Annotated in this window: 18 protein-coding genes; 12 read left to right on the forward strand and 6 right to left on the reverse strand. The window is 50.6% G+C overall.

Going from position 1 to position 26,941, the window contains the following annotated elements; all coding sequences use genetic code 11:
* The first annotated feature begins 41 nt into the window (after window positions 1-41).
* From FT643_RS07120 to FT643_RS07150, 7 genes are all read left to right on the forward strand, one after another.
* Window positions 42-3,389, forward strand: coding sequence for a transglutaminase family protein (locus FT643_RS07120; RefSeq protein WP_156870688.1), 3,348 nt, complete (start codon window positions 42-44; stop codon window positions 3,387-3,389).
* Window positions 3,390-3,433: 44 nt separating this feature from the next.
* Window positions 3,434-6,040 (forward strand): circularly permuted type 2 ATP-grasp protein, encoded by a 2,607-nt coding sequence (locus tag FT643_RS07125; protein ID WP_156870690.1) that lies wholly within the window; start codon window positions 3,434-3,436, stop codon window positions 6,038-6,040.
* The gene (locus tag FT643_RS07130; protein ID WP_156870692.1) at window positions 6,037-6,918 is read left to right on the forward strand and encodes a transglutaminase family protein; all 882 of its coding nucleotides are present in this window, start codon (window positions 6,037-6,039) and stop codon (window positions 6,916-6,918) included. The genes FT643_RS07125 and FT643_RS07130 overlap by 4 nt, the downstream gene beginning before the upstream one ends.
* Window positions 6,919-6,973: 55 nt before the next feature.
* Window positions 6,974-8,425, forward strand: coding sequence for a circularly permuted type 2 ATP-grasp protein (locus FT643_RS07135; RefSeq protein ID WP_156870694.1), 1,452 nt, complete (start codon window positions 6,974-6,976; stop codon window positions 8,423-8,425).
* Window positions 8,425-9,396 carry an alpha-E domain-containing protein gene (locus tag FT643_RS07140; RefSeq protein WP_156870696.1) on the forward strand — a complete coding sequence of 324 codons (972 nt, stop codon included), beginning with the start codon at window positions 8,425-8,427 and terminating at the stop codon, window positions 9,394-9,396. Before FT643_RS07135 ends, FT643_RS07140 begins: the two co-directional genes overlap by 1 nt.
* A gap of 140 nt (window positions 9,397-9,536) precedes the next feature.
* On the forward strand, window positions 9,537-10,004 hold the full coding sequence (gene ybaK / locus FT643_RS07145) for a Cys-tRNA(Pro) deacylase (protein WP_156870698.1): 468 nt from the start codon (window positions 9,537-9,539) through the stop codon (window positions 10,002-10,004).
* Window positions 10,001-10,675 (forward strand): zinc metallopeptidase, encoded by a 675-nt coding sequence (locus FT643_RS07150; RefSeq protein ID WP_317621965.1) that lies wholly within the window; start codon window positions 10,001-10,003, stop codon window positions 10,673-10,675. The genes ybaK and FT643_RS07150 overlap by 4 nt, the downstream gene beginning before the upstream one ends.
* Window positions 10,676-10,717: 42 nt before the next feature.
* Here the strand turns inward: FT643_RS07150 and FT643_RS07155 are convergent, their stop codons facing one another.
* Entirely contained in the window at window positions 10,718-13,099 is a 2,382-nt protein-coding gene (locus FT643_RS07155; RefSeq protein ID WP_156870700.1) for a fatty acid cis/trans isomerase, read from the reverse strand.
* Window positions 13,100-13,477: 378 nt separating this feature from the next.
* Here FT643_RS07155 and FT643_RS07160 point away from each other — a divergent pair, with 378 nt between their 5' ends.
* Window positions 13,478-13,675, forward strand: a complete 198-nt coding sequence (locus FT643_RS07160; RefSeq protein ID WP_156870702.1) for a CsbD family protein — start codon at window positions 13,478-13,480, stop codon at window positions 13,673-13,675.
* A 127-nt stretch (window positions 13,676-13,802) separates the two neighbouring features.
* Here FT643_RS07160 and FT643_RS07165 read toward each other — a convergent pair whose 3' ends face one another.
* Window positions 13,803-14,354, reverse strand: coding sequence for a pyridoxamine 5'-phosphate oxidase family protein (locus FT643_RS07165; RefSeq protein WP_156870704.1), 552 nt, complete (start codon window positions 14,352-14,354; stop codon window positions 13,803-13,805).
* A gap of 226 nt (window positions 14,355-14,580) precedes the next feature.
* On the opposite strand from FT643_RS07165, the gene FT643_RS07170 reads away from it, so the two are divergent.
* Window positions 14,581-15,951 carry an HD-GYP domain-containing protein gene (locus FT643_RS07170; RefSeq protein WP_156870706.1) on the forward strand — a complete coding sequence of 457 codons (1,371 nt, stop codon included), beginning with the start codon at window positions 14,581-14,583 and terminating at the stop codon, window positions 15,949-15,951.
* A 51-nt stretch (window positions 15,952-16,002) separates the two neighbouring features.
* Here FT643_RS07170 and FT643_RS07175 read toward each other — a convergent pair whose 3' ends face one another.
* Together FT643_RS07175 and FT643_RS07180 are read right to left on the reverse strand one after the other, a co-directional pair.
* A complete protein-coding gene (locus FT643_RS07175; RefSeq protein WP_156870708.1) occupies window positions 16,003-16,959 on the reverse strand; it encodes a homoserine kinase in 957 nt (318 codons plus the stop codon).
* Window positions 16,960-16,968: 9 nt separating this feature from the next.
* A complete protein-coding gene (locus FT643_RS07180; RefSeq protein WP_156870710.1) occupies window positions 16,969-17,259 on the reverse strand; it encodes a DUF2782 domain-containing protein in 291 nt (96 codons plus the stop codon).
* A gap of 375 nt (window positions 17,260-17,634) precedes the next feature.
* Between FT643_RS07180 and panP the strand changes: the two genes are divergently transcribed.
* Window positions 17,635-19,299 carry a pyridoxal-dependent aspartate 1-decarboxylase PanP gene (panP, locus tag FT643_RS07185; RefSeq protein ID WP_156870712.1) on the forward strand — a complete coding sequence of 555 codons (1,665 nt, stop codon included), beginning with the start codon at window positions 17,635-17,637 and terminating at the stop codon, window positions 19,297-19,299.
* A 38-nt stretch (window positions 19,300-19,337) separates the two neighbouring features.
* Here the strand turns inward: panP and FT643_RS07190 are convergent, their stop codons facing one another.
* Window positions 19,338-20,567 (reverse strand): DcaP family trimeric outer membrane transporter, encoded by a 1,230-nt coding sequence (locus tag FT643_RS07190; RefSeq protein WP_232339986.1) that lies wholly within the window; start codon window positions 20,565-20,567, stop codon window positions 19,338-19,340.
* A 176-nt stretch (window positions 20,568-20,743) separates the two neighbouring features.
* Here FT643_RS07190 and acs point away from each other — a divergent pair, with 176 nt between their 5' ends.
* Both acs and FT643_RS07200 read left to right on the forward strand, forming a co-directional pair.
* On the forward strand, window positions 20,744-22,666 hold the full coding sequence (acs, locus tag FT643_RS07195; RefSeq protein ID WP_255473895.1) for an acetate--CoA ligase: 1,923 nt from the start codon (window positions 20,744-20,746) through the stop codon (window positions 22,664-22,666).
* 73 nt (window positions 22,667-22,739) lie between these two features.
* Window positions 22,740-23,411: a response regulator gene (locus tag FT643_RS07200; protein WP_156870714.1), complete on the forward strand. Its 672-nt coding sequence runs from the start codon at window positions 22,740-22,742 to the stop codon at window positions 23,409-23,411.
* Between the two features lie 21 nt (window positions 23,412-23,432).
* On the opposite strand, the gene FT643_RS07205 is transcribed toward FT643_RS07200, so the two are convergent.
* Window positions 23,433-26,936 carry a PAS domain-containing hybrid sensor histidine kinase/response regulator gene (locus tag FT643_RS07205; RefSeq protein ID WP_156870716.1) on the reverse strand — a complete coding sequence of 1,168 codons (3,504 nt, stop codon included), beginning with the start codon at window positions 26,934-26,936 and terminating at the stop codon, window positions 23,433-23,435.
* Between the last annotated feature and the right edge of the window lie 5 nt (window positions 26,937-26,941).

The raw sequence follows: 26,941 nt of genomic DNA on the forward strand, positions 1-26,941 counted from the left end.
CCAGACCCCAATGTTGGAAAGTACTTATTTGAAGGATCAGTATGTCGATTAGAGTTGCCATTCGTCACCACACGAAATATTCCTACGATCGAGAAGTTAAGTTGTTTCCCCATATCTTCCGGTTACGCCCTGCGGTGCACAGTCGAACGCCGATCGAGGGTTATTCCCTTAACATCAAACCTGAAAATCATTTTATTAATTGGCAGCAAGACCCGTTCGGTAATTTCCTTGGCCGGGTCGTGTTCAATGAACCCACCCGGGAATTGGTGGTGGATGTCGAAGTCATTGCCAATCTGAAAGTGATCAATCCGTTTGATTTTTTTGTCGAAGAGTACGCGGAAAATTACCCCTTCAAGTATGAAGAGCAATTAGTAAAAGAGCTGGCGCCTTATCTTGAGATAAAAGAAAAAGGTCCGTTGCTGATGAAGTGGCTGGAAAAAGTGGATCGCTCCGAACTGCGTTCGGTGGATTTCCTGGTGATGATCAACCAAATGGTGTTCGAGTCCATTGGTTATTCCATACGCATGGAACCGGGAGTGCAGACCTGTGAGGAAACGCTAAAATCCCTCATTGGCTCCTGCCGTGATTCATCGTATTTATTGGTGCAGGTATTACGTCACCTGGGCTTAGCCGCGCGTTTTGTATCCGGCTATCTGGTGCAGTTGAAACCGGATGTGGAATCCCTCGACGGACCCTCCGGAGCTGCAGAAGATTTCACAGACCTGCACGCCTGGGCCGAAGTGTATTTGCCCGGTGCAGGCTGGATCGGGTTGGACCCTACCTCCGGATTATTTGCCGGTGAAGGCCATATTCCCCTCGCATGTACTCCCGATCCGGTGAGCGCCGCGCCGGTCACCGGTGCCACCAGCAAGTGCGAAGTGGAATTCGAATTCGAAAATGTGGTCGACCGGATTCATGAAGATCCTCGCGTCACCAAACCATACACCGAAGACCAATGGCTGAATATCCAGGCTTTGGGTGCACGCGTGGATGAAGAAATCGTAGCGAACGACATGCGTCTGACCATGGGTGGGGAACCCACGTTTGTCTCCATTGATGACATGGAATCGCCGGAATGGAATACCACCGCAGACAGCCCAAAAAAGCGCGAGTTGGCACACAACCTGTTCATTAAAATGCAGGCCCATTTTGCGCCGGGCGGGGTAAAACATTACGGCCAGGGCAAGTGGTATCCGGGTGAGCCGTTACCCCGTTGGCAATACGCCTGCTACTGGCGCAAAGACGGGCATTCGTTGTGGCATTATCCCCAGTTGATGGCGGATCCGAATAAAGATTACGGTTACGATCATCGCGATGCCCATAAATTTATGGACGCCCTCTGCACCACGCTGAAACTGCCTTCGCGCTTTGCTATCCCGGCTTATGAAGATGCCGTGTATTACTTATGGCAGGAAGGCAATTTACCGGACGGCTTTGATCCTCTGAAAAAAGATCTGAAGCTGGATCTGGAACGAAAACGACTATTGCAACAACTGGATCGTGGTTTGGACCGGCCGGTGGGCTATGTGCTACCCATTAGTTGGGACTGGCATAAAAACACCTGGCACAGTTGCACCTGGACATTCCGTCGTGGGCATTTACACCTGGTGCCGGGGGATTCTTCGGTAGGGCTGCGCTTGCCCCTGGACGTCATTCATTGGCAACCGATGAACAAGCGCGAGCACGACCAGCCGGTAAGTTTGTTCGAAGAAGGCCCTTCGCTGCCCTATTACCCGCCAAACCTTGCACCATTGGAATATACGCGCAGTGACGAACTCAACGAAACAGAACGCTTTGTACAAACCGCCATGTGTATCGAAGTGCGCAACGGTTGTTTGTTCGTTTTCCTGCCACCGCTTACGGACGGCAATCAGTTCGTTCGTTTAGTGGCATCGCTGGAAGCCGTTGCCCACTCCCTGAATATGCCGGTGGTGCTGGAAGGCTATGATCCGCCACGGGATAATAATCTGGAAAAATTCATGGTGACCCCGGATCCGGGTGTCATCGAAGTGAACGTGCACCCGACCAGCAGTTGGGCAGAGCTTCAGAAAAACACGCTGGATCTGTATGAAATCGCGCGCCAGTCAAGACTGGGTACGGAAAAGTTCATGGTAGACGGGCGCCATGCCGGCACTGGCGGGGGTAACCACGTCACCATGGGCGGGGCAATTCCCGCCGATTCGCCGCTGCTTCGCCGTCCCGATGTGCTGCGCAGCTTGATCACCTTCTGGCAACATCATCCAGGGTTGTCCTATTTGTTCTCAGGCCTGTTTATCGGCCCGACCAGCCAGGCGCCACGGGTGGATGAAGGCCGTCATGAAAGCCTTTATGAATTGGAGATTGCCTTTGCACAAATGCCGAAGAGTGAGATCAATAACCCTTGGTTAGTGGATCGTCTTTTGCGTAATTTGCTGGTAGATATTTCCGGAAACACCCATCGTTCCGAATTCTGTATTGATAAATTATATTCGCCGGATTCGGCTACCGGTCGTTTGGGTATTCTGGAATTTCGCGCTTTCGAAATGCCGCCTCATGCGCATATGAGTCTGGTGCAAATGTTGCTGCTGCGTACGCTGGTGGCGATGTTCTGGAATAAACCCTATGAGCATAAATTGGTACGTTGGGGTACCGAGCTGCACGATCGTTTTATGCTGCCCCATTATGTCTGGGAAGATCTGCGCGATGTGTGTGACTTCATGCAATTGCAGGGCTATCCATTCCAGCTCGAATGGTTGGAGCCGTTTCTGGAATTCCGCTTTCCCCATTACGGCCGTGTCAGTGTGCGGGATATCCACCTGGAACTGCAAACCGCCATTGAGCCCTGGCATGTAATGGGTGAAGAAGTGTCTCGCGGCGGTACTTCCCGCTATGTGGATTCGTCTGTGGAACGCATGCAGGTCCGCTTGAACGGGCTGAGTGAAGGCCGCTATGTGTTGTCTTGCAATGGCCGTCAGGTGCCGTTGAAAAGCACCGGCACTCACGGTGAGTATGTGGCCGGTGTGCGTTACCGGGCCTGGCAGCCGCCATCGGCATTGCACCCGACGATCGGCATTCATTCGCCCCTCGTGTTTGACATCATTGATACGTTTAACGGCCGCTCTATAGGGGGTTGCACCTATCATGTACACCACGCAGGCGGGCGCAGTTACGAAGACTATCCGATCAATGCGTACGCAGCGGAAGGTCGCCGTATCAGCCGTTTCTGGACTCACGGTCATACTCAGGGGCCGGTTGAAGTCGCTCCTGAATTAAGGCCTTACCTCAACAGCGAAGATCGTTTCTATCCGGAAGGCAGTGGTGTTGGCCCGATGTCGCCTCCAGCAGAGGAGCCGAACAAGGAATATCCTTTTACGCTGGATTTACGCAGACCCCTACGCACACTATCCTGAGTGGTATACTAGCGAGAATTTACATCAGTCCGGCATAAGGGCATATGGAATCGAAAATTATTAAAAGCGGTAGCGAGGTGTTGGGGGCGGTTCCGAGTCTGGATCAGGCGCTGGCAGAATACCCCCAAGGCCTAAATTACTATGACGAGATGTGGTCCGCAGAGCGGGCCGCAGTGAATCCCCATTGGCGCAGATTAATGGGGGATTTGGTGAAGTTAGGTGGGGGCGAGCTGGAGCGGCGCAGGGGTGAAGCACGACGTCTGTTGCGTGAAAATGGTGTCACCTATCATATCTACAGTGATACCAAGGGCCAATCCCGTACCTGGCAACTGGATCCGATTCCGCTGGTACTCAACAGTACCGATTGGAGTGCGATCAGCGTTGGTCTCAAGCAACGTGCGCGCTTGCTCGATCTGATTCTGCGGGATATTTACGGCCCCCGCCGCTTAATTAAGGAAGGCCTGATCCCGCCAGAATTAATCTATTCCCAGCAGGGTTTTCTGCGCGCCTGCGACCAGGTGCAAATGAAAGACATGCCACATTTGCTGCTCTATGCTGCTGATCTGGCGCGAGGCCCTGACGGCCGCATGTGGATCATCGGAGACCGGGCACAGGCACCTTCGGGAGCGGGCTATGCGCTGGAAACCCGGATGTCGATGACGCGAGTGATGGCGGAAGAATTCCGCCGTACGCAAGTGCATCGGCTATCCATATTTTTCCGCCACTTGCGTGCCATGCTGGCAAGCCTGATGCCCCATCGATCCGACGACCCGCGCGTGGTGATTCTGACTCCCGGCCCTCACAATGAAACCTATTTTGAACACGCTTACCTGGCTTCGTACTTGGGTTACAGCCTGGTGCAGGGGGACGACCTTACGGTGCGTGAGGGCAAAGTCTGGCTCAAATCCCTGGACGGCCTGAAGCAGGTCGACATCATTGTGCGGCGGGTAGATGACACCTTTTGTGATCCGTTGGAATTACGCGAGGATTCCCATCTGGGTGTGCCCGGATTACTACAGGCTGCGCGACTCGGAAATGTGATCATTGCCAATCCGCTGGGTTCCAGCATATTGGAAAGTCCGGCTTTGATGCCGTTTCTGCCCAGCATAGCCAAACAATGGCTGGGCGAGGAAATCCTGTTGCCGTCTGCAGCGACCTGGTGGTGTGGACAGAAAAAAGAATGCGATTATGTGTTGGCCAATATGGACGATCTGGTGATCAAAACCATAGACCGGCACTCGCGCTCGATATTCAGCTCCGCGCTCAATGCAAAACAAAAGGCAGAACTGAAACAGCGCATTCTGGCGCAACCGTATATGTTTGTCGGTCAGCAGATTCTCAGTTGCTCCACTGCGCCTTCGTTGCGTGATAAGCAGATTTTGCCGCGGCGAGTGCTGCTGCGCGCTTACCTGACAGCGCACCAAGGTGACTATGATGTGATGCCCGGTGGCCTTACACGGGTAGCAAAAGACGAAGATTCCCTGTTTATCTCCAACCAGACCGGAGGCTTATCCAAAGACACCTGGATTATGGCCGATAAACCGGTGCATCAATCCAGTCTCTGGCCCACTATCCGCCATATGGATAATCTGCTCGTCGGTGAAGGTTTGTTGCCGTCGCGCTCCGGTGAAAATTTGTTTTGGGTCGGGCGCTATTCGGAACGCTCGGAAGGTTTGTTACGGTTGATTCGCACTGTGCTGAACAAGCACGCGGATTTTGACGACTACCGCGATGAATCGGATCAGACCGCGCTGCGAATATTACTGCAAACCCTGTCTTATTTTACCGTTGTATTGCCGGGCTTTACCGGCGAAAAAGCCGCAGAGAAACTGGCGAATCCGCGCCCCCATATTATTGATATGGTGCTCAATCCGGAACATCGCAGCAGCCTGATCGCGACCCTGGGTTCCTTGTTGCAGGGAGCCTATAACGTGCGCGATCTTTGGTCCGTGGATACGTGGCGGGTGGTGGACGATATTGACCAGAATCTGCGCTATCTGAACAGCCATCGCTCCAGTTATTCATTGATGCAATCCGAGTTGGATCGTTTGTTGGTTTCGCTGACTGCGTTTACAGCCCAGAGTCAGGAAAGTATGCCCCACGAGCACGGCTGGTATTTATTGAATATTGGCCGACGCCTGGAGCGCGCGCTGCAATTGATCACCTTTATCCGCAGCTGTTTTGTGCACCATACTGGGGAGGTGCCGGAGCATCTATTGCTGGAAGCGACCCTGTCCAACCACGAAAGTCTGATCACGCACCGGCGTCGTTACCGATCCATCCAACATATGTTCACGGTAATGGATTTAATGCTGCTGGATATGCGTCACCCGCGTTCGCTGGCGTATCAGGTAAGGAAAATAATGGAATTGATGGCCGAACTGCCCAATCCGAGGAAAAATGCACCGGCCCATTCCCTGAATCGTGAACAGCGTCTGATACTGCAGGCGGACACGGATATTAAACTGGCGGAAGTGGAAAAACTGGCCAATATCAGCGACGACCAGGGCACGCGGCGGGCATTGGCCAAATTGTTGGACAATACCGAGCGGCGGCTGGAAAAGGTGTCTGAATTGCTCAATCAGAAATACTTCGCACACACCCAGAGTGCCCGTCAATTGGCTCCCACCCGTCTGGAGCTGCCCGCATGAAGTACCGGATCAAGCATACGACACATTACCAGTACAACAACCAAGTCAGCATGTGCTTTAACGAAGCACGGATGTCTCCCCTGAATGGGGCGCACCAAACCTGTGCAAGAAACCGATTTGTTATTCACCCTGCACCGGATTCGCTCAACAAGCGTTTTGATTACTTTGGTAATCAGGTCACCAGCTTCGATATTTTACAGCCGCATCGGGAAATGTCGGTCACGGTGTACAGTGAAGTGCAGGTACTGGATCATTCCCAGCAAGCGTTATTTGTCGGCAATGAGCCCTGGGAGTCGGTGCGTGATACCCTGGCCAGGACGACCAATCCGGATTATCTGATGGCCCGTGAATACATGATGCCGTCCATGCTGATTCCGGTATTTGATGAAGTGCGCGAATACGCGCTGGCCTCTTTTACACCCCAACGACCCGTTATGGACGCGGTGCGGGATTTAATGGAACGAATTTTTACTGATTTTAAATACGACCCCGGATTCAGCACCATCAGTACGCCGTTGAAGACAGTATTGGCGCATCGGCGCGGCGTATGTCAGGATTTTGCACATTTGGGTATCGCCTGTGTGCGCTCCATGGGGTTGGCAGCAGGCTATGTCAGCGGCTATTTGGAAACGCTGCCACCACCCGGTGAAAAGAAAATGGAAGGCGCGGATGCCTCTCACGCATGGTTCTCGGTTTACATGCTTGAACATGGATGGGTTCAGTTTGATCCTACCAATAACATTCTCCCCTCTGTACAACATATAACTCTGGCGTTTGGCAGAGATTTTGCAGATGTCACTCCATTAAAAGGCGTTATCTATGGCGGTGATGATCACGAACTCTCTGTGTTTGTCGATGTCCATCGGATAGAAGAATAACCGCCTGTTCGCAGCATTGCGTTCAGGCAAAACACATCGGAATTAAGCGATATATATGTCTGTGAGCTGGAACGATTACGACCCGGGAAAGTTTTTCGATGAACTTATTCAGTCCAAAGGTAAGCCGCGTAAGCACGCAGAGAATCTGGCAAAGTTTCTAGCCAGTCACAGCTTGGAAGAGCTGGAAACGCGCAAGGCCATAGCTGAGTTGTCCATCAAGGAAATGGGAATAACTTTTACGGTTTATACCGAAGAAGAAGGTTCCATTGATCGCTCGTGGCCATTCGACATCATGCCGCGCATGATTGCGAAATCCGAGTGGAGCAAAATCGAGCTGGGATTGAAACAACGGGTCCAGGCTCTGAACTTGTTTATTGATGACATTTATCACGAGCAAAAAATTGTTAAAGACGGCGTCTTTCCGAAAGAGTTACTGGATAACTCCGTGAACTTTCGCAAGGAATGTATGGGGGTATCGCCACCGCTGAACATCTGGGCGCACATTTGCGGTTCGGATTTGGTGCGCGACAGCGACGGCACCGTGTATGTTTTGGAAGACAATTTACGCGTACCGTCCGGTGTCTCTTATATGTTGGAAAACCGCTCAGTAATGAAACGGGTGTTTCCGGAGCTTTTTGAAAGTTACAACATACAGCCGGTCGATGACTATTGTTCCCAGTTGTTCGATATGCTGGCGTCGATCTCGCCGCGGCCGGCGGATTACCCGGAAGTTGTCGTACTGACGCCCGGAATTTTCAACTCGGCCTATTTTGAACATGCTTATCTGGCACAGCAGATGGGGTGTGAGTTAGTCGAAGGTCGGGATTTGGTGGTGCAGGATGACGATTGCGTCTATATGCGGACGGTGGAAGGTCTGCAGCAGGTGGACGTTATCTATCGCCGTATTGATGATTTGTTTCTGGATCCGGAAGCGTTCGACAAAGATTCCATGCTGGGTGTGCCCGGCCTGCTGCGTGCCTGGAAGAAGGGTAAAGTGGCGCTGGCCAATGCACCGGGCGCCGGCGTGGCAGATGACAAAGTCGTCTACGCGTTTGTACCGGAAATCATAAAATACTATTTGGGCGAAGAAGTACTGCTGCCTAACGTGCCTACCTATCGTTGTATGTACGAAAAAGAACAGGAATATGTACTCAATAATCTGGCCGATCTGGTGGTGAAGCCCGCCAATGAATCCGGGGGCTACGGTATGCTGATCGGTCCCTTTTCTACCAAAAAAGAACGTGAAAAATTTGCCCAGCTAATAAAAAAAGATCCTCGCAACTATATTGCCCAGCCTACTTTGGGGTTGTCCACGGTGCCGACCTTTATCGATAACCGGATGGAGCCCAGGCATGTGGATTTACGACCGTTTATTCTCAGCGGTGATTACACCTATGTGACTATGGGTGGTTTAACCCGTGTCGCACTGAAGAAAGGATCGTTAGTCGTTAATTCGTCCCAAGGTGGTGGCAGTAAAGACACCTGGATTGTGGAGGAGGATTCATAATGCTAGTGCGTGTAGCGGAAACCTTATACTGGATGGCCCGGTATCTTGAGCGGGCAGAAAACATGGCGCGTCTGATTAACGTCAATACCAACCTGATCCTGGATATTCCGAAAAAGACGGAATTGGGTTGGGAGCCGTTGATCGATATTACCGGCACGCGGGAAATGTATGAGAAGTACTACGACAATTTTGATGAACGCTCGGTGATGAAGTATTTGATCAGTGACGCGGACAGCCCCGTGTCGATAGCGAACTCGTTAAAATGGGCGCGGGATAACGGTCGCACGGTGCGAGACGTTATCCCCAGGGAAGCCTGGGAGCAAATCAACGCGCTGAACCATTATGCCAAAGACCAGCTCAATGTGGCGATGTCGAAGCGTGGACGCTTCAGCTATCTGAACGAAATTATTTTACGTAACCAAACCATCGTGGGTTTGTTGTCCGGCACCGTCAATCGTGATCAGGGTTATGTGTTTGTTCGGCTGGGTCGCAATATTGAACGGGCCGATATGACATCCCGAATTATTGATGTGCGCTCAGCCAATCTGTTAACGCTGGAAAACGTGGATATGCAGCCATTTGAAAATATCCAGTGGATGAGTGTTTTGAAATCGCTTACCGCCTATCAAATGTATCGGCAAGCCATGCAAGCACGGGTAAGGCGCAGTGATGTGGTCAAATTTTTGTTTCAATCACAACGATTTCCCCGTTCTATTTTATTCTGTGTCCAACAGATGGAGCGATGTGTTAACGAACTTCCGGAGCGGGACAATTCCATGCGAAGGATTCATCACCTGTTGCGAATTCTGAAAAACGCGGAGTTACACGCCTACGATCAAAGTATGCTGCATGTGTTTATCGACCAGATTCAGATTGAGCTGAGTAGTATTCACGATGCGTTGATGAATCAGTTTTTCCTCAGTGGGCGGGTGCAACAATCCTCCTCTCAAACCCAGAAGCAGGCTTCCTGACAACCGGATTCTGCTCCTGCTTAGGCCTTGTTTCTGAATATTTCTTATGCCACATTATCCTGCTCTGAAAAGCAAGAAGCAGGGTAGTGTGTTATGGGATTTAAAAGCCGGGATATCGGCAAAGCGCAGTGGGAATTGCAATGACCCCCGCTATTGACCTGGCTAAACAGGCTGGAATTGAACATCGTGTACACCAATACAGCCACGATTCCGGTAGCGCCTCCTATGGTGCCGAGGCCGCTGAAAAGCTTTCTTTGCCTCCGCAGCAAGTGTTCAAAACCCTGGTTGTTCAACTGGAACCGGCGGAGTTGGTCGTGGCAGTTATTCCGGTGTGCACGCAACTCAACATGAAACGGTTGGCGAAAGTTGCAGGCGCTAAAAAAGCGGCCATGGCTGACCCAGGGGCCGTACAGCGTTCCAGTGGTTACATAATGGGGGGTGTAAGCCCGCTGGGTCAGAAAAAAGCCCTGCGCACCTTTATAGACGATTCTGCCAACGGTTTTATTACTGTTTTTGTCAGTGCCGGACGCCGTGGGCTGGAAATTGAATTGAGTTCCGCGGACTTAAGCCGCCTTACTGATGCTGTCTTTGCCGGATTGTCTTCGTGATATTGGTATTGTTGGCGCTATTGCTGCTGGGGCTGATGTTTTATCCTCAATACGCTACCCGAAAACTGCTGCAAAAGCACAATTCGCCCCGCGCGGATTTCCCCGGCACCGGGGGCCAGTTTGCAGAACACCTGATCCAGCGTTTTAAACTGACGGATGTGTCCACAGAAATAACGGCCTCAGGCGATCATTACGATCCGCAAGCACGTTGTGTTCGACTGAGTAAAGATCACTTCGAAGGAAAATCCCTGACTGCGGTGGTGGTCGCCGCCCACGAAGTGGGTCACGCTATTCAGCACCACACCCAATCCAAAGCCCTGTTAACCCGTACGGCGTTAGCCAGATTCGCATTCTATGCAGGTAAAGCAGCGCAGGTAGCGCTGGTTGCCACGCCCCTATTGACCGGCGTTTCACCGGGGCTGGCGCGTTTATCGCTGGTCATCGTTGTGGGCGGTATCCTGATGTCGACTTTGGTTCACCTCATCACATTGCCGGTGGAGTGGGATGCCAGCTTTAATAAAGCAATGCCGGTGTTACGGGAGGGGGACTATTTGTCAGCAGACGATCTGGTGAATGCAAAGCGGATTCTGACCGCCTGTGCGATGACCTATGTCAGTGCCTCGCTGGGAAGTTTAGTGGGAGTATTGCGCTGGGTACGTTGGTTACGCTAAACCAACTTCCCCAGCGCGGTCTTTTATCCTGACAAGCCAGCGTTACCAGCCTTCATATCGGTTCAGATCGAAGATCCCGGACTGCATGGGTCTATGTTGATCCAGGTATTGCGTCATACTGTGAAAGTTTTTCCAGAATTCCGGATTGCTGCGACGGATGCCCCATTGATCAATTAGCTTTTTACGATCCTGCGGGCTATTAATCGCAATCAGTTGATCAACAAATTCAGGTAGCTGTTTGTGTGAAACGCGGAACAGGTAATTGGGGTAACTGCTCATAGGGAAATCGACAATAGTGAGTGAGTCAGAGTCTGGCTTGTATCGATCCTCTTCACCCAGCATAAAGGCGACATTGGTGTGAGCGCGATTGCGTATCAGACTGTAAATATTAAATTCACCGTCTTCAGCATCCACCCGCAGCACTGTGACTTCCGGTAATTGCTGAATCCCTTTTAATTGTTTGCTGTCTCCTGCAACCAGAGGTTGCAGCATGGCCACAGTGGATTTTTTTCCTTTGTAATCCGGCGCGCACTCTTCGGAGCGGCAGCGATTGATAGGATCGTCTGCAATCACCGAGTCAAACTTCTTCAAAACCAGATCAATAAGCTGTTGCTTGACCGGTGACTTTCCGTTGTATTCAATCGCAGACGGGGTTTTGGTATCCAAATCCTGATAACTCAGATTGGTTTTTATCTCCCCGCTCCCTTCATACCAACTTGCATACAGTTTCTGTCGCTTTTCCGGTGGCAGTAATAGCATAAAATTGGATTCGCCGCCGTTGCGTATTAAATCAAAGTACAGGCGGGTTTGAGCCTGATGGGAGACACTGCCATACACATTGAAGTTAACCACTAGTTCATAGTAGGTGCGTTCAAACAACGGATAATCCATTAGCCATAACGTTTTTGGTGTTCGTCCAATCCAGCCGCGTTCAACAGAGGCACTGTCGTGATGGCGGAATATGCTGAGGAACGCGTTGTTGTTCTCATTGTCTCCGTCCCAGATATTATCCAGCGTCAGTCCCTTGTCGTAGGCCTCGTGGTATCGCTGGCTGCGCTCTGCACGGTACTGATTGCGTTTTTCCTGATAACGCAGGTATTCCGTGCCCAAATCCAGAATATCGGATTTCTGACCGGGTAATCCTAATAACGGGGATACTTTTTTCCGATGATCGGGATTAACGATGTATTGGTCGTGCTCGGGATCTTCAAACATAACCCAGAACTGATCTCGGATAACATCCGTTGCGATCTGTCCGCGGCAAACCGGTCCGCGGATAAAGGTGCGGGTGAAATACTCTGCTTCGTCCAGCATAAATTGATAGCGGGCTTTGGCGGGTATTGCTTCGAACGCTAAAAAGGGATTGGAAGAGTCCGTGTATGTATAACCAGGCAACTGCTGTACCTGCCAGTCTCCTTCCAGGAACAATTCCTGATAGCGATCCATTCGTTGATCATCAAAACGGTATACGATATGGGTTTTGTGAATCAGGGTATCGGTAATCGGACGTAACCGGTAATACACTTTGGTTCCGGGTTCGTCGTTAGGCCGGGTCGTGGCAATCACATTGATCGGCTCGGGTGCCGGATTGGAGGAACGTACCACCTGAAAAAACTGTTTGTTCCTGGCATCGTCTTCAGAGAAATAAAGGTGCGCCAAAAATAAATGCTCAAACAAATAACGCGATACCAACTGTGCACGAGGATTCTGTTGATTGAGAAAATCTTCCCACTTTTTTATGTGTTGTTGTTGCGACTTGCTAAGGTCAGCAGCCTGGGCATCAAATACAGCGCCTTCTTCCAGCCAGGTGGATAACACTTTGTATTCGGTGTTTGTCAAACCGCTTACACCATAAGGCATGCCACCGGTAGGATGGTCTTCTGCGTAATCGGCAAATTCGCTGGGCGCCGGGCAGCTGAATTCACGATTGATATCCAGTTTGTATTCGTCATTCAGCGGCTTGTTTTCTTCAACCGGATTACTCATGCCCAAAGTAATAAACTCATGAACCAGAGAGCCGGACGAATCCACCCCTTCTTCTGATTGATTCGCCAGCACAGAGTAGAAGCCTTGCTTGCGCCATTGTTGCGGTGTTTGTGCATCAATGTGCAGGCGGGTTGGTTCGATATCTTCTGTTCGGCTACCGTCATAGACTTTGATCTTACTGGCGCCCCGCTCCAGTCCTTCGGATGCTTCGAGTTTTAATTGGCAGGGAGCATCGTTGCAGGCATGACAAGCGATACACTTTTGTTCCAATATCGGTTTTACGTCTCGGGTAAAATGATAGCTTTGCTGAACCTGAGTAACTCTTGGCACTTCTGTGTAAGTCTGTTCGGAATTACAGCCACCAAGAATAACGACGGCCAATATCAGGCAAGCCCGGGCAAGCCCCGTTGCAAGTGACCCGGAGATGGGTAGTCTCATGCAGTGTCCCTCTGTATCTACATAATGGTAGTGGTGATACCAATCATCGGTATCAATAAGCCGCTATTCTAACAGACGGGGCCTGTATTTCGAACGAACATTATTCATCGCTGTTTAATGTGATTTTGACAAAGCACGCACGAAAAAATGTAAAAGTTACACGATTCCCCTGGTGGGTCCGGTACCGCTTTTTCGGTTTTATACCGGCCTGCCGCCAGAAGCCCTTATGACATACGTTGTGCAGCGATTTTTAATTGATTTTTATAAACCTGGTACGGGCTTTGCCTTTATATAATCGACGCTCAGTTAAAAGGAATTAGTTTGAGCCGTTACCGATTTAAAGGACTAAATAAACATTTAAGTAATGGAGAATGGACAATGAATACCGACCAAATTGAAGGTAAGTGGAAACAGTTAAAAGGTAAAGTTAAAGAAAATTGGGGTGAACTGACAGACGATGATCTGGACGTCGCCGAAGGTAAACGTGATTATCTGATTGGTAAAATTCAGTCTCGCTACGGTAAGTCCAAAGAAGAAGCGAAGCAGGAAGTAGATAGCTTCTTCGAGAAGATCTAGTCTCTATGGTTTGATCTCCGGAAGGTTAGAGTGTGCTGTCGTCCGGTCTGACAATGGCACACCGAACTCAGAAAAAGGGCTCTCCTCGGAGGGCCCTTTTTCTGTCTGGGTTAATCCGTAATGGCGTCTACGGGCTTTTGTCTAAAATACCGGTGGCTTTGCCGTCGATACTGGTCTGATTTTTTTTCTGCCAGTAGTCCCGGATTCCGGATTGCCCTTTTTTCTCGGCCCAGGCGTTCAATTGAGTACGTTCCCCGACGTAATCCAGATAGGGAACAGCCATGCCACATGAGGTTTGCACCAGATCAACTTTCAGATCAAAAATTTGCCTTGCACCGGGCTGAGCGGGCAGTTGGCGCGCGAGTATGTCCCATTCCGCCTCCCCTTGATGGACGCAGGTGGCGGTGCCATAGAGCCTGAGTATCAGAGGATCGCCTGCAAAGGCGTTAAACATCAGAGTCATTCTGGGGTTGTGGTTGATATGGGTTGCCGTTTCATTACCACTTCCGGTCACGTTCAACCAGATGACACGGTTCTGATCAACGACTCTAAGGCAGTCCATGCCCTTGGGGGAAACATTCACGCGCCCATCACTGGCGGCGGTACCCACAAAAAAAACAGGTTGGGATTCAATGAACGCTTTGTGCTTTTCAGCGATCTCGTTAAATTGCTGACCCATACAAATTCCTTAAAGAGTTAGTCCTTTTGGAAGCCGGATTGGATTATTGCCGACCCTTACATAACAGTCAAAAATAAGGTTTAGTCTATGAAAAACAAGATAAAATTTATTTGGTTCCGGGTCCACTGTGAAATATAACCGGGCAACTTTGGGCCCACTGATTTGCAGGTATGCCAGAGATTGTCTATTTTTAAAACAATAACAACCATTAATTGGTGAAACCCCTGTGACCAGTTTCGATCCATTGGCGGATAAAGCGTATGCTGTCCGGCTTGCTGATTTAGGTGAGACCCGTGAGGTGATTGCCTCTGAAGATATTTATAACGACCAGGGCACCCTGCTGATAAAAAAGGGCATGCCGGTTAATAAGAAGATGTCGGAACGTATAATCAGGTTTAAATTGCTACGGCCCATCGAATCCTCTATCGATGTTACTGGCAGTGTAGGCGCAAGGGAGCTGTTCCGGGATATTCATTCAGTTTTGGAGCAATGGGCGCCTTTGCAGACCATGCACGCCAATCTTGGTCTTGAAACCACTCTTAAACAACTCTCCATGTTATTGGCAAAATACCCGGTCTTGCGGCAAAAGTTAACCGTGATGCAAGAGCAGATGCAGGCACTTTATCGGCAAACCCTGGCTGTCACCTGGTTGAGTATGGCCATTGGATCGCAAATGAAGCTGGATAAAGCGCAGTTGGAGGAATGTTTCCTAGCCGCGTTGGCCCATGACTTTGGCATGATGCATATCGATCCGGCAGTACTTGAGAAAAAGGAAAAACTAAGCGCGCCGGAATGGCGTCAAATACAAGCCCACACCGTTATCGGCAAAACCCTGGTTGAAAATATTCCCGGAATGAATCCGCGAGTCGCGCGTATTGTGGTCGAACACCACGAACGTTGCGACGGCACCGGTTATCCGGCGGGAAAATTTTCAGATAGGTTGACCAAAGAAAGCCAGATAATTGCATTGTCGGACAGTGTCGTCAGTGTTTACCTGAACCGATACGAGAAATCGGGTAGGACAATACGGGATCTGATGCCGTTTATTCAGGTGAACAGCGAAAGCCATTTCTATGAATGTTACGCAGCCCTTGTGGCGGTTTTGAAGCAGGGCATGCTGACTGAAATTTCTTTTATCACAAACGATAACGTAACGAAGCAACTAGAGCATCTGGTTAGTAAGAACGATACCCTCAATTATCTGCTATCGGCACTCGAAAACGTAGTGACTGAAGTAGGGCAGGAAAATGAACACCGCTTTCTACAAAGTGCGCGTACTATTTTAACGCAGGTTATGAAAACGGTGCGGGGGTCAGGTATTCTGGATGAAGGTTATATCCGCTGGATTAAACAAGTGAGCATAGACAAAATCGAGTCTGCGTATCGTGAGGCGGCAGATGTGCTGATTATGTTGGAAGAGATGGAGTGGCACTTGACGCGGACTATCAAAATTCTGGATAACTTTCTGGATCAGAGCACCGCCATTGAGAACAGTGATAAAGAAACCATGCGCGCCCGGCTCATCCATTCCAAGTCCGATGCGAAGCAAGAGCATCAAAGCGAAACCGTAGTGGATGAAAAATTCGTGATCAATTGAATCCGGCTTATAGGGTATTGCTCGCTCCACCGGAACAATGCTGCGCTGCTTTTAAAGCGGGGCCGGATGATTCAGCCGCCACAGTAATATTCTACGCATGATGTCCGGGTCTTTTTGTGCAACTTTGCGATGCGATTCTGCATCGTGCCAGGACAGCAATCGGGAAATCCAGAAGCGCAAAGCGGCGTAGGCCAGCGTATCCGGCCACATAGCACGTTCCGCCGGAGTGAATGGCCGATGTTGCTGGTAAGCGCCCATTACTGCATCGTAAAGCGGTCCAATTAATCGTCCTTCCTCATCACTGCACCAGTCGTTCACCAGTACTGCTAAATCGTAAATCAGCACATCATTGCACGCTTGATAAAAATCGATTATTCCTGTGAGTTTATTTTCTAAAAACAGCGCATTGTCGTGAAATAAGTCATTGTGCGTAATGCCGTGGGGCAGCGCATCGATGGCGGCTTGATGCCGGGTCCATTTGCTTGTCTGTTCTAATAGCAATTGACGGTTTTCGGAATCCAGGATCGGTGACAGAAGCTCAATCGAACGCCGTCGCCATTGTGGCCCGCGCACGTTTTCACGCTGTAATAGAAATTGACCGGATGCCAAGTGCATTTTTGCCAGGGCAGTGGCAATCAATTGGCACTGAATCAGGCTGGGTGTTTGCGGATGATGACCGGCGAAACAGGGCACCAATAATGCGGGTTTGGATTTTAATCTATGTACGGCCAGTTGCTGGTGATCGCGAAAGGGTTTCGGCACCGGAATGCCCTTGTCCGCCAGAAAGCTGGTGAGTTCAACAAAATAAGGCAGGGCATCAATAGGGACTTTTTCAAATAAGGTCAACACCAGCTTCCCTGTATTGCCTTTTGCATCTAAGGCAGTGACAAAATAGTTGGTGTTTTCGATTCCGCTCTCAGTGGCTTTGAGTTCAACCAGGTCATGCCAGCCAAAGCGCTGGATAAAGCGCTGAACGTCGGCTTGGCTGAGTGCAGTGTAAACGGCCATGGGGTCGGTCTACCAGGAAATCAGGACCCATTCGGGTACTAGAATCCGGTCTCCCGCATTGCGTGTGAAATTACCATCACCATTGGTGTCGACCAGCGAGTAAGGCACGCCTTGTTTGGGCACAACCCGGACGCCGTATATCTTTCCGTTAATCTGGTGAATATGCATGACTTTATCCTGCTCCTGCACAATGGTGATGTCCGGCTCGGCTGCGATGGGCTCTTCGCCTGCTCTGGGTTCAACCCGGGCAAACAGATCCAGGGGCAGTGTGAGTAGGGCCAGGGCCAGTAGTCGCGTCATCGTATCTCTCGCCAAAATGGGTTATTTCACAATAGTTTATAGGGCTTTAGCTCATGAACAAAGCCAAGCTTTATTATGAAAATAGGACGGGTAAAAGATAAATGCGCGAATTTTTGCAGAAATATTGCTAACCTAGATGCCTAGTCAATTTTGAACAGATACGAAGTATGTGGAATTAGGGTCACGATTGAGGCTGGAGCGGACCGCAGATACGAGAGCTCTATTCTTAGTTATTCACTTTAAAAACAATCTGTTATTGGTTTCAAACAAGCGTTTGTTTTAAGTGGTATCGTGAAGTGTGACTTTATGGTTAAATTATCGCCCTTTTGAACTTGAGCTGATGGGGCGGTAATCACCGCAACAAAGGTCAATCGTATGACGTACAAACCGCGATATGCTGATGCCAGCATGGAATCTATGTACCGTATCTTCACGGTACCGGAAGCACCGGGTTCCACACTGGGCAATATAGATCAAAAACTTTCCCAGAATCTTGCCGGTTTCCTGCAGGATCATATTGTTGCTGTCGAAAAAGACCTGCGTGAATTACAAAAGGATTTTTCTGAATCAGAGATTCCGGAAAAGCCCATTTTTGTATCGGATCAGGCGGATTTTTTGCTGGATAAAGTGGTGGCGCAATCGGTGCACACGGCGTCCCCCAGCTTTATCGGACACATGACCTCCGCCTTGCCCTACTTTATGTTGCCGCTATCGCGCATCATGATTGCCCTGAACCAAAATCTGGTAAAAATTGAAACCTCCAAAGCCTTCACGCCCATGGAGCGCCAGGTTTTGGGGATGATTCATCGGCTCATTTATAATCAGAACGATGACTTTTACAATCAATGGATGCACGAGCCGGGATACTCCTTAGGCTCATTTTGTTCTGGCGGAACCATCGCCAATATCACCGCGCTGTGGGTTGCACGCAACCAACGTTTTAATAAGCGAAAAGGATTTGCCGGAATTCAGCGCGAAGGTATTTATGGGGCATTGAAGCACTATGGTTATGAAGGTGCAGCGATCCTGGTGTCTGAGCGCGGGCATTATTCGTTGGGAAAAGCAGCGGATGTATTGGGTATCGGTCGTGATTTTCTGGTTTGTATTAAAGCCGATAACGAAAACAAAATCGATCTGGTTGAATTGCGTAAAAAGATTAAAGAACTGCAGAAAAACAAGATCGCTATTATAGGTATGGTGGGTATTGCAGGCAGTTCAGAAACCGGTAGTGTGGATCCGCTGGATCAGATGGCCGACATTGCCGAAGAGGTTGATTGCCACTTTCATGTGGATGCCGCTTGGGGCGGACCCACGTTATTTTCTAAAAAATACGCCCATATCCTGAAAGGTGTGGAGCGGGCTGATTCAGTCACCATTGATGCCCATAAACAAATGTATGTGCCGATGGGCGCGGGTATGGTGATCTTCCGTGATCCCAATCTGGTGTCTTCAATTGAACACCATGCTGAATATATCATTCGTAAAGGTTCAAAGGATTTGGGTGCACATACTCTGGAAGGCTCGCGCCCCGGTATTGCCATGCTGCTGCATTCGGGCCTGCGTATAATCGGTCGTAGCGGGTATGAAATTCTGATTGAGCAGGGTATCGAAAAAGCCAAAGACTTTGCGGTGATGATAGAGAACGATCCGCATTTTGAATTGATCACCAAGCCAGAATTGAACATCCTCACCTATCGATATATGCCGGACTTTGTGAGGGAAAAGCTGGCCACGGCCAGCCCCCGGGAAGTGGATCAGATTCAGGACGTTTTAAACCGTTTAACCAAACGCATTCAGAAAGCACAACGGGCTCACGGCAAATCCTTTGTTTCCCGTACCACGTTAACCCCGGTTGAATACGACCGTCGCCGTACGGTGGTATTCCGTGTGGTGTTGGCAAACCCGTTGACCAGTCGTGAAATTCTGCAGGATGTTTTGGAAGAGCAGAAGCAACTCGTGATCAGTCAATCCTGTCATCAATGTATGCAGGAATTGTATGCGTTATGCAATGTATCGCCCCTAAGAGTGAACGTCGGATAAAACTTGCTGCGAACAGCAAGTTTTAGGCTGCTTTCAATTTAAAATGCGTATTTAGCGGAAAACTGAAGGCGGGTAACGTTGCCGGAAGCGCCGCTTTCTATTTCTTTGTCACCGTAAATTAATTCGCCTCCAAGATCCAATGCGGCCACCGGTTTATAGACTAAATTGGCGTGCAGTGTCTGATACTCTTTAGCGGCAGTGAGTCCGGCTTCCGCGGGATTATCAGCGCCTGCAGCAGAGACGGAAAAGCTGGATCGCCATTGTTCATCCCATAAATGCCGGTAGGCAACAACAACGCCCCACTCGTCGATCAGGTCGACCCCGCCTGCGGGGGTGATCGCACCGCCGCGAAAGGCATTCAATCCCATATAGCGTCCCAGAGCGTTACCTTGGTTTATCATTACGCGCAGATCATCACCGGATTCGCCGATGGCGATTTTGCCCGCCAGGCTGATGGCATAACCATAATCACTGTCATCGGTCACGCCGTCGTTGTAGGCCAGTTCACGCAGCATCACGGAGGCACTGAGATTGGTTTTTGCATCACCGAAATTGTAGCGGGCGATCAGGTCTGGAATCTGGTTGTCGTCATAGGGGTTTTGGGTGCCACTATAGAAAGTAGAGGACGGGTTTTCCAACGCAAATTGAAAGGCGCCGCTGGTATAGCGAACCTGGGCCTGTCGTACGAAGATGGTGCCCACCGGTCCGACAAAATCCAGCAGATCCGGTAACGCACTAACATTAAAAAATGTGGTCCAGGTTTGCCCGAACAACCATTTATCCCAGGTGAAGTAGGCGTGTCTGATACGGGGCGCGTATGAATTGCTGACACGCTCATTGCCGTCACCACCACCTTCGAAATCGATCTCAATATGCCCGTTGATCACGCCGGCGCTGGTTTGGGTTGCGGATTTCAACCACAGCCGCGTTTCTTTGGCATTGAAATGGGTATTCATATCACCGCTGGAGCCGCCCACCGGAATGGTGGATGGCACCAAGAAATCCTCGCCGATACCAGCGCTGGCTCCACTGCCGTCACTGTATTCAGATACCTGCCCGTCAAACTTAATGTAACCGCCGTAAGACAACGTTGTGCCGGAATCGGCAGCCGATTGCGCCGATCCGGTTGCAGAGCCGGATCGGGCTTCTTTGAGGGATTGAATCTCCTGTTCCAGGCGGTCGATGCGGTCATCCACTTCATTTGCCTGGGTGAGAGCGGGAGCCAAGCTGGTTGTTATCACAGCCGCGGCGAGCATGCGTCGTTTCATGGTGTCACCTTTGTCCTGTTGTTGTTTTATGGAGCACACCCGCAAGGCTGTAACAAATCGGTCACAGGTAGTATTAGCCAAAGGTCGAAGTCTCGACCAAAGTCTAATTCCGGCGCTCCGCGATCAGGCTCAGACTGGCCGTCACGTTACCAGCAATAGAAGCGGGAGACAGAGCTTTGAATAATGTCGTTCATTCGCAAGATTCAGCGCAAGATCAATATGTTATGGAGTACGCCAGAAGTGTACAGTCACCCAATGCCTATTGGGGGGAGCAGGCGAAGCGTCTGCATTGGATCAAGCCGTTCTACAGCGTAAAGAATGTCTCCTTTGATCCTGAAAACGTGTCTATTCGTTGGTTTGAGGATGGTTATCTGAATGTTTGTGAAAATTGCGTCGACCGCCATTTAGCGAACAACGCGGACAAAACGGCCATTATCTGGGAGCCCGACAGTATCGGTGCGCCCAGATTAATCTCCTACCGGGAGTTGCACGACGAGGTTTGCCGGTTAGCGAGTGGAATGAAAGCGTTAGGCGTGCGCAAGGGGGATCGTGTGGCCATATATTTGCCCATGATTCCGGAGGCGATCTTTTCCATGTTGGCCTGTGCGCGTATCGGTGCCATTCATTCCGTGGTGTTTGGTGGCTTTTCACCGGAGGCGTTGGCCGGCCGGATAGAAGACTGCGGGGCAAAACTGGTCATTACTGCGGATGAAGGACTGCGTGGAGGCCGTTGTATCCCGCTTAAACACAACGTGGATGCCGCCCTGGCGCATCCCGGAATCAGTACCGTGAGCCACGTCATCGTGATGCGCCACACCCATGGGGAAATTCAGTGGAATGATCAGCGTGACGTGGATTATCAGGCACTCACCCGGTCGGCCAGTCCCGACTGCGCAGCGGAGCCCATGAACGCGGAAGATCCGCTTTTTATCCTCTACACCTCGGGCTCCACCGGAAAGCCGAAAGGGGTGCTTCACAGCAGTGGCGGGTATCTGGTATATGCCGCTTACAGCCACGAGCGGGTATTCGATTACCAGCCAGGGGATGTCTATTGGTGCACTGCCGACGTGGGCTGGATCACCGGGCATTCCTATGTGGTATACGGGCCGTTAGCCAATGGTGCCACCACACTTATGTGCGAGGGCCTGCCCAACTATCCCGATGAGACCCGCCTGGGTGAAATTATCGATACTCACAACGTTTCCACCCTCTACACAGCGCCCACCGCGATCCGGGCGTTTATGGCTAAAGGCGATGCGCCGTTCCGGGATTCCCGCCGCAGTACCCTGAAAATCATCGCCACCGCCGGGGAGCCGATTAATCCCGCGGCCTGGAATTGGTACCACGACGTGGTGGGGCGCGGTCAGGCCCAGGTGATTGATACCTGGTGGCAGACGGAAACCGGCGGTGTCATGATCACGCCTTTGCCCGGCGTGGACCGCCATAAACCGGGCGCAGCGACCCAGCCTTTTTTCGGCGTTTGCCCGCAATTGGTGGATAACGAAGGCCATGAAATTGAAGGACCGGGTGAAGGTAATCTGGTCATTACCGACAGTTGGCCGGGGCAGATGCGCACATTGTGGGGTGATCATGAGCGGTTTGTGCAGACCTATTTCAGCGCCTTCCCCGGTAAGTATTGTTCCGGTGACGGAGCGCGGCGTGACGAGCAAGGAGATTACTGGATCACCGGGCGGGTAGACGACGTTATTAATGTTGCCGGACATCGGCTGGGTACGGCGGAAATAGAAAGCGCGCTGGTGGCTCATGGCAAGGTAGCCGAGGCTGCTGTGGTCGGCTGTCCGCACGATCTCAAAGGGCAGGGGATTTATATCTATGTCACGCTGAATCAGGGTTTCCTGCCTAGTCCCGAAATTCATGAGGAACTAAGACAGTGGGTGCGCAAAGAAATCGGGCCGGTAGCATCCCCTGATTGGATCCAGTTTGCCCGTGATTTGCCGAAAACCCGATCCGGTAAGATTATGCGGCGTATCCTGCGTAAGATTGCGGCCAATGAGTTTGACCAGTTAGGCGATGTGTCAACCCTGGCGGATCCGGCGGTCGTGCCGCAATTAGTCGACGCGCGGGTTAACCGGGCTTGATCATTTTATTTGACCTGGTCTGGGAGCATCACCACAATGGTGCGCTCATGTTACAACAGATGAATAGACTCTAATGGCGCTACAGGGATACATTCTGATCGCTGATGATCATCCGCTGTTCCGGATGGCATTAAAGCAGGCAGTGATGCAATCGTTTCCGCAAGCAACGGTAGTGGAAGCGGAGAGTATCGATCAGTTGGAAAAGACCACAGAATCGAATCAGGATTTTTCACTGTTGTTGCTGGATCTTAATATGCCGGGCGCTCATGGGTTTTCCGGTCTGATTTATTTGCGAGACCGCTATCAGGATACACCGCTGATTGTTGTTTCTGCCTCTGAAGAAGCCCATGTTATTTACAAGGCGCTGGAATTTGGCGCCAACGGCTTCATCCCCAAATCGGCAGCCCTGGATGAAATGGTGGCCGCCATTGACGCCATTTGTCGCGGCGAACGCTGGTGGCCTGCTAATGTGATGCCGCAACAAAATCCTTTGTTAAATGATCAACACCGGGATCTGGCGAAAAGCATTGCGTCTTTAACACCACAGCAGTTTCGTGTTCTGGGGATGTTGGCAGAGGGACAATTAAACAAACAGATCGCGTATGAACTGAACGTGTCAGAAGCCACGATCAAAGCGCATATGACCGCCATCTTTCGCAAGCTAGGGGTGCGCAACCGGACTCAGGCGGTGATTCGTTTGCAGCAACTGGACGTTGAATATCTTCCCGTTCCAGGAACGGAATAGACGGGTAATTGGAATCCTGAATTATCCGAGAATGTCGCGCATGGCCCGCTGCAATGCTTCTGCCGTGATCGGTTTTTGTAAAAAATAATAGCCCCGGTCGGCTGCTTTCGTTCTCACTAATTCCGAATGATCTGCCGTCATTAGAATGGCGGGAACGACATCGTCCCAGCAATCGTCCAGTGCTTCAATCACATCAAAGCCGATTTCATCATCCAGTTGATAGTCCACTAATAAGATATCCGGCGCGTTGTTCATATTTTTGGCCGCTGCCACTGCTTCCTGCAAAGAGGAGGTCGCCACGCCCGAACATTGCCATTGATTCAGCAAACTCTGGATGCTGGCCAGAATCATGTCTTCATTATCGACACAAAATACGGTGATGCCACGTATTTCCAATTCCCTGGGCGATATCGCGGCGGGGGAAGCAAGCACGGGTGCCTCAACCAAAGGAACATGGAGTGAAAATACCGTGCCCTCGCCCTCGTTCGACCTCACTCTCAGTGGGTGACCCAGTAGATTGCAGATACGTTGTGAGATAGCCAGGCCCAAACCGAGCCCCTTGCTCTCAACACCAGGATGTTTGTCGTACCGTACTACCCGGTGAAATTCTTTAAAAATTAATTCTAATTGGTCTTCAGGGATACCGACTCCGGAATCCCAAATCTGGATCTCGATAAATCCGTGCCGGCGCCGGCACCCCAACAGAATTTTACCCTCGGGCGTGTAGCGAACTGCATTGAGCAGTAGATTTTGTAACACCCGGCGCAAGAGCTTGTCGTCACTTTTGATCCATTGTTGGCAGTTCACCCAATGTAAAGACAGCCCTTTCTGCGCGGCGATGACCCGGAATTCCGATGCCAGGCTGGTCATCAGGGATTGCAATTGAAATACCGATACATTGGGTTTGATAGTGCCGGTATCCAGGCGGCTGATATCCAGTAAGGTATTGATCAAATGCTCGGCCACCCGCAACGAATTGTCGATATGGCGAATGATACCCAGCTCCTCTTCGCATTGCCCGGCACTGTTTTTTATTTGCAGTCGTTGCTGTAGTGAGGAGGTAAACAGGTGCGCAGCGTTGAGTGGTTGCATAAGATCGTGACCCGCTGCGGCCAAAAAGCGTGTTTTGCCTTCGTTTGCAGTGTGCAAAGCCGCATTGGCGTTGGACAGGGCACGGGTGCGATCCTGCACCATCATTTCCAGGCTCTCATTCATTTGCCGCAGGGCGCGCTCATCCATTTTGTTTTCTGTGATATCCAGATAAGTGCTGACAAAGCCACCGCCAGGCATCGGGTTGCCGCGTACTTCTATAAAAACACCGTTAGGAAGTTCCCGCTCAAATCGGTGTGGACCGCCCTTCTGCAATAGTTTAACGCGACGGTTTATGTGTTCATCAAATTTGGCCTTATTCTCAAGCTCCCCGTAAAACCCCCTCTCCGCGTTAAAGCGATAAACATCGGAAATGGGCCGGCCCAATTGAATTAAGCCGTCGGGATAATCAAATAAATTCACATAGGTGCTATTCCAGGCCACGATATTCAGGTCTTTATCCACCACGCAAATACCGTGAGAAATGGTTTCAATCGTGGTTTGCAAAAGTTGATGATTGAACTGAATTAATTCGGCGGCTTCGTCCATCATCGCTACGGCAGTGGAACTGTCTTCGCTGTGCTTGGTTAGCATGGAACCCAGCAGAATGCGCGCGGAGCTGGCCCCCATTACACGGGCCAGTAACTTTTCCGTGAATCGAAAAAGATCGATTGTCGCAGGCAGATGAGTATCCGTTATGCTGGCGGTATTCAGCTGGTAGTTTTGGAAAGCCTGTTCAGCGGTTTTTGTTCCGATACAGCGAATGGCAATGTCTTTCAGGTCTTGCACACTGATGTTCGCCGAATGATAACGCCCCACTAGGTTTTCAAACTGAGTAGGAATATCCACAAATAAAATAGCCTGGCTGCGATCAATGGTTTGATGTTGCGTAATTTTGGAGAAATAAATGTAACAGACCAGATTGGCAATCAGGCTCCAGAACACGCCATGGGAAAGTGGGTCAAGCCCTTCCAGACCAAACAAGGCGTAAGGCCGAATCAAACCAAAACCAAATAATCCATGCTGAGCAAGGTGATCGACGATATTGTGTGGCAGTACCACGGGCAGCAGTAAGCAATAGAACCACACAATGAAGCCCGCCATAATGCCCAGTGCGGCACCCCGTTTATGCCCCTGTTTCCAATACAACCCGCCGATCAAGGCCGGTGCAAATTGACTAACCGCTGCGAACGACAGCAGGCCGATGCTGGCCAGCGCGTCAAAGCGGATAAATAAATCATTGAGCGCATAGGCCAGAAACAAAATCAGAAAAATGGAAATACGGCGTATTCGTCTTACCAGGGGGGTGATTGGATCAGGTAGATTTCCCAAGCGTGTGGCGCGATTCAGATACACCGGAATCACTAATTCATTACAGATCATAATGCTCAGGGCGACACTGGAGACAATGACCATGCCGGTGGCAGCGGATACCCCTCCCAAAAAACTTAACAGGGTCAAGGCCTGTTGATTGAAGTGAGCGGGTAACGTCAGAATGTAGTGATCGGCAGTGGCTGTTTGGCCAGGCAGAAATGTGAGACCACCCATGGCAATCGGCACCACAAAAACAGAAAACAAAGCCAGATATAAAGGGAAAATCCAGCGTGCCTTTTTCAGATCTGCACTGCGCCGGTTTTCTACGACCGTGACATGAAATTGTCGTGGCAAACAAATGATCGCCATCATGGCCAGTAATGTTTGGGTGAAAAAGCCCTGATCAAAAAAATCCGTTGCAAAGCGTTCGCGAATGGCCGCATTGCTAACGCCGACATCGATCATATTGCTGATGCCGCCGAAGGCGGGCCAGATGACATAAATGCCCACCACAACAAAGGCGAGCAGCTTCACAATACTTTCAAAACCGATCGCCAGCATGAGTCCATTCTGGTGTTCGTTGGCGTCAATATGTCGGGTGCCGAACAGGACCGAGAACATGGCCATTAACAACGCCACCGCAAACGCACTGTTTATCGGGAGCTGTGTTTCATTAGCCGGAGTTAGCACATCGAATGCCATGGTGACGGCTTTCAATTGCAAAGTGATGTACGGAATGGTGCCGGCTATGGCGACCAGGGTGACCAGAATGGCCAACGGTTGGGATTTACCATAACGGGAGGCAATAAAATCGGCGATGGAGGTAATGCCCTGTTGCTTGCTGATCGTGATGATTTTGAACAGCAGCGGCGTGGCCAGGGTAAAAATCAGAATCGGGCCGAGGTAGATGGGAAGATAATCCCAACCGTTATTCGCCGCTTGGCCCACTGCACCAAAAAACGTCCATGAGGTGCAATAGACCGCTAGGGTCAGACTGTACAGCCAAGGGCTATTCAGGGCTTGCCGGGAGCGTGCCGGTTTAAGGTCGCCGAACCAGGCTATGAAAAACAGTAAGCAGGTATAGGCCAGGGCGAAGCTGGCCAGAATCCATCCGGAAAACATACCTC

It is taken from the genome of Ketobacter sp. MCCC 1A13808, assembly GCF_009746715.1.
Classification (GTDB): domain Bacteria; phylum Pseudomonadota; class Gammaproteobacteria; order Pseudomonadales; family Ketobacteraceae; genus Ketobacter.

What these genes read in the sequence shown, in the direction of transcription:
- FT643_RS07120 (WP_156870688.1), top strand. Translation starts at nt 42, where the DNA reads ATGTCGATTAGAGTTGCCATTCGTCACCACACGAAATATTCCTACGAT.
- FT643_RS07125 (WP_156870690.1), top strand. Translation starts at nt 3,434, where the DNA reads ATGGAATCGAAAATTATTAAAAGCGGTAGCGAGGTGTTGGGGGCGGTT.
- FT643_RS07130 (WP_156870692.1), top strand. Translation starts at nt 6,037, where the DNA reads ATGAAGTACCGGATCAAGCATACGACACATTACCAGTACAACAACCAA.
- FT643_RS07135 (WP_156870694.1), top strand. Translation starts at nt 6,974, where the DNA reads ATGTCTGTGAGCTGGAACGATTACGACCCGGGAAAGTTTTTCGATGAA.
- FT643_RS07140 (WP_156870696.1), top strand. Translation starts at nt 8,425, where the DNA reads ATGCTAGTGCGTGTAGCGGAAACCTTATACTGGATGGCCCGGTATCTT.
- ybaK (WP_156870698.1), top strand. Translation starts at nt 9,537, where the DNA reads ATGACCCCCGCTATTGACCTGGCTAAACAGGCTGGAATTGAACATCGT.
- FT643_RS07155 (WP_156870700.1), bottom strand. Translation starts at nt 13,099, where the DNA reads ATGAGACTACCCATCTCCGGGTCACTTGCAACGGGGCTTGCCCGGGCT.
- FT643_RS07160 (WP_156870702.1), top strand. Translation starts at nt 13,478, where the DNA reads ATGAATACCGACCAAATTGAAGGTAAGTGGAAACAGTTAAAAGGTAAA.
- FT643_RS07165 (WP_156870704.1), bottom strand. Translation starts at nt 14,354, where the DNA reads ATGGGTCAGCAATTTAACGAGATCGCTGAAAAGCACAAAGCGTTCATT.
- FT643_RS07175 (WP_156870708.1), bottom strand. Translation starts at nt 16,959, where the DNA reads ATGGCCGTTTACACTGCACTCAGCCAAGCCGACGTTCAGCGCTTTATC.
- FT643_RS07180 (WP_156870710.1), bottom strand. Translation starts at nt 17,259, where the DNA reads ATGACGCGACTACTGGCCCTGGCCCTACTCACACTGCCCCTGGATCTG.
- panP (WP_156870712.1), top strand. Translation starts at nt 17,635, where the DNA reads ATGACGTACAAACCGCGATATGCTGATGCCAGCATGGAATCTATGTAC.
- FT643_RS07190 (WP_232339986.1), bottom strand. Translation starts at nt 20,567, where the DNA reads ATGAAACGACGCATGCTCGCCGCGGCTGTGATAACAACCAGCTTGGCT.
- FT643_RS07200 (WP_156870714.1), top strand. Translation starts at nt 22,740, where the DNA reads ATGGCGCTACAGGGATACATTCTGATCGCTGATGATCATCCGCTGTTC.
- FT643_RS07205 (WP_156870716.1), bottom strand. Translation starts at nt 26,936, where the DNA reads ATGTTTTCCGGATGGATTCTGGCCAGCTTCGCCCTGGCCTATACCTGC.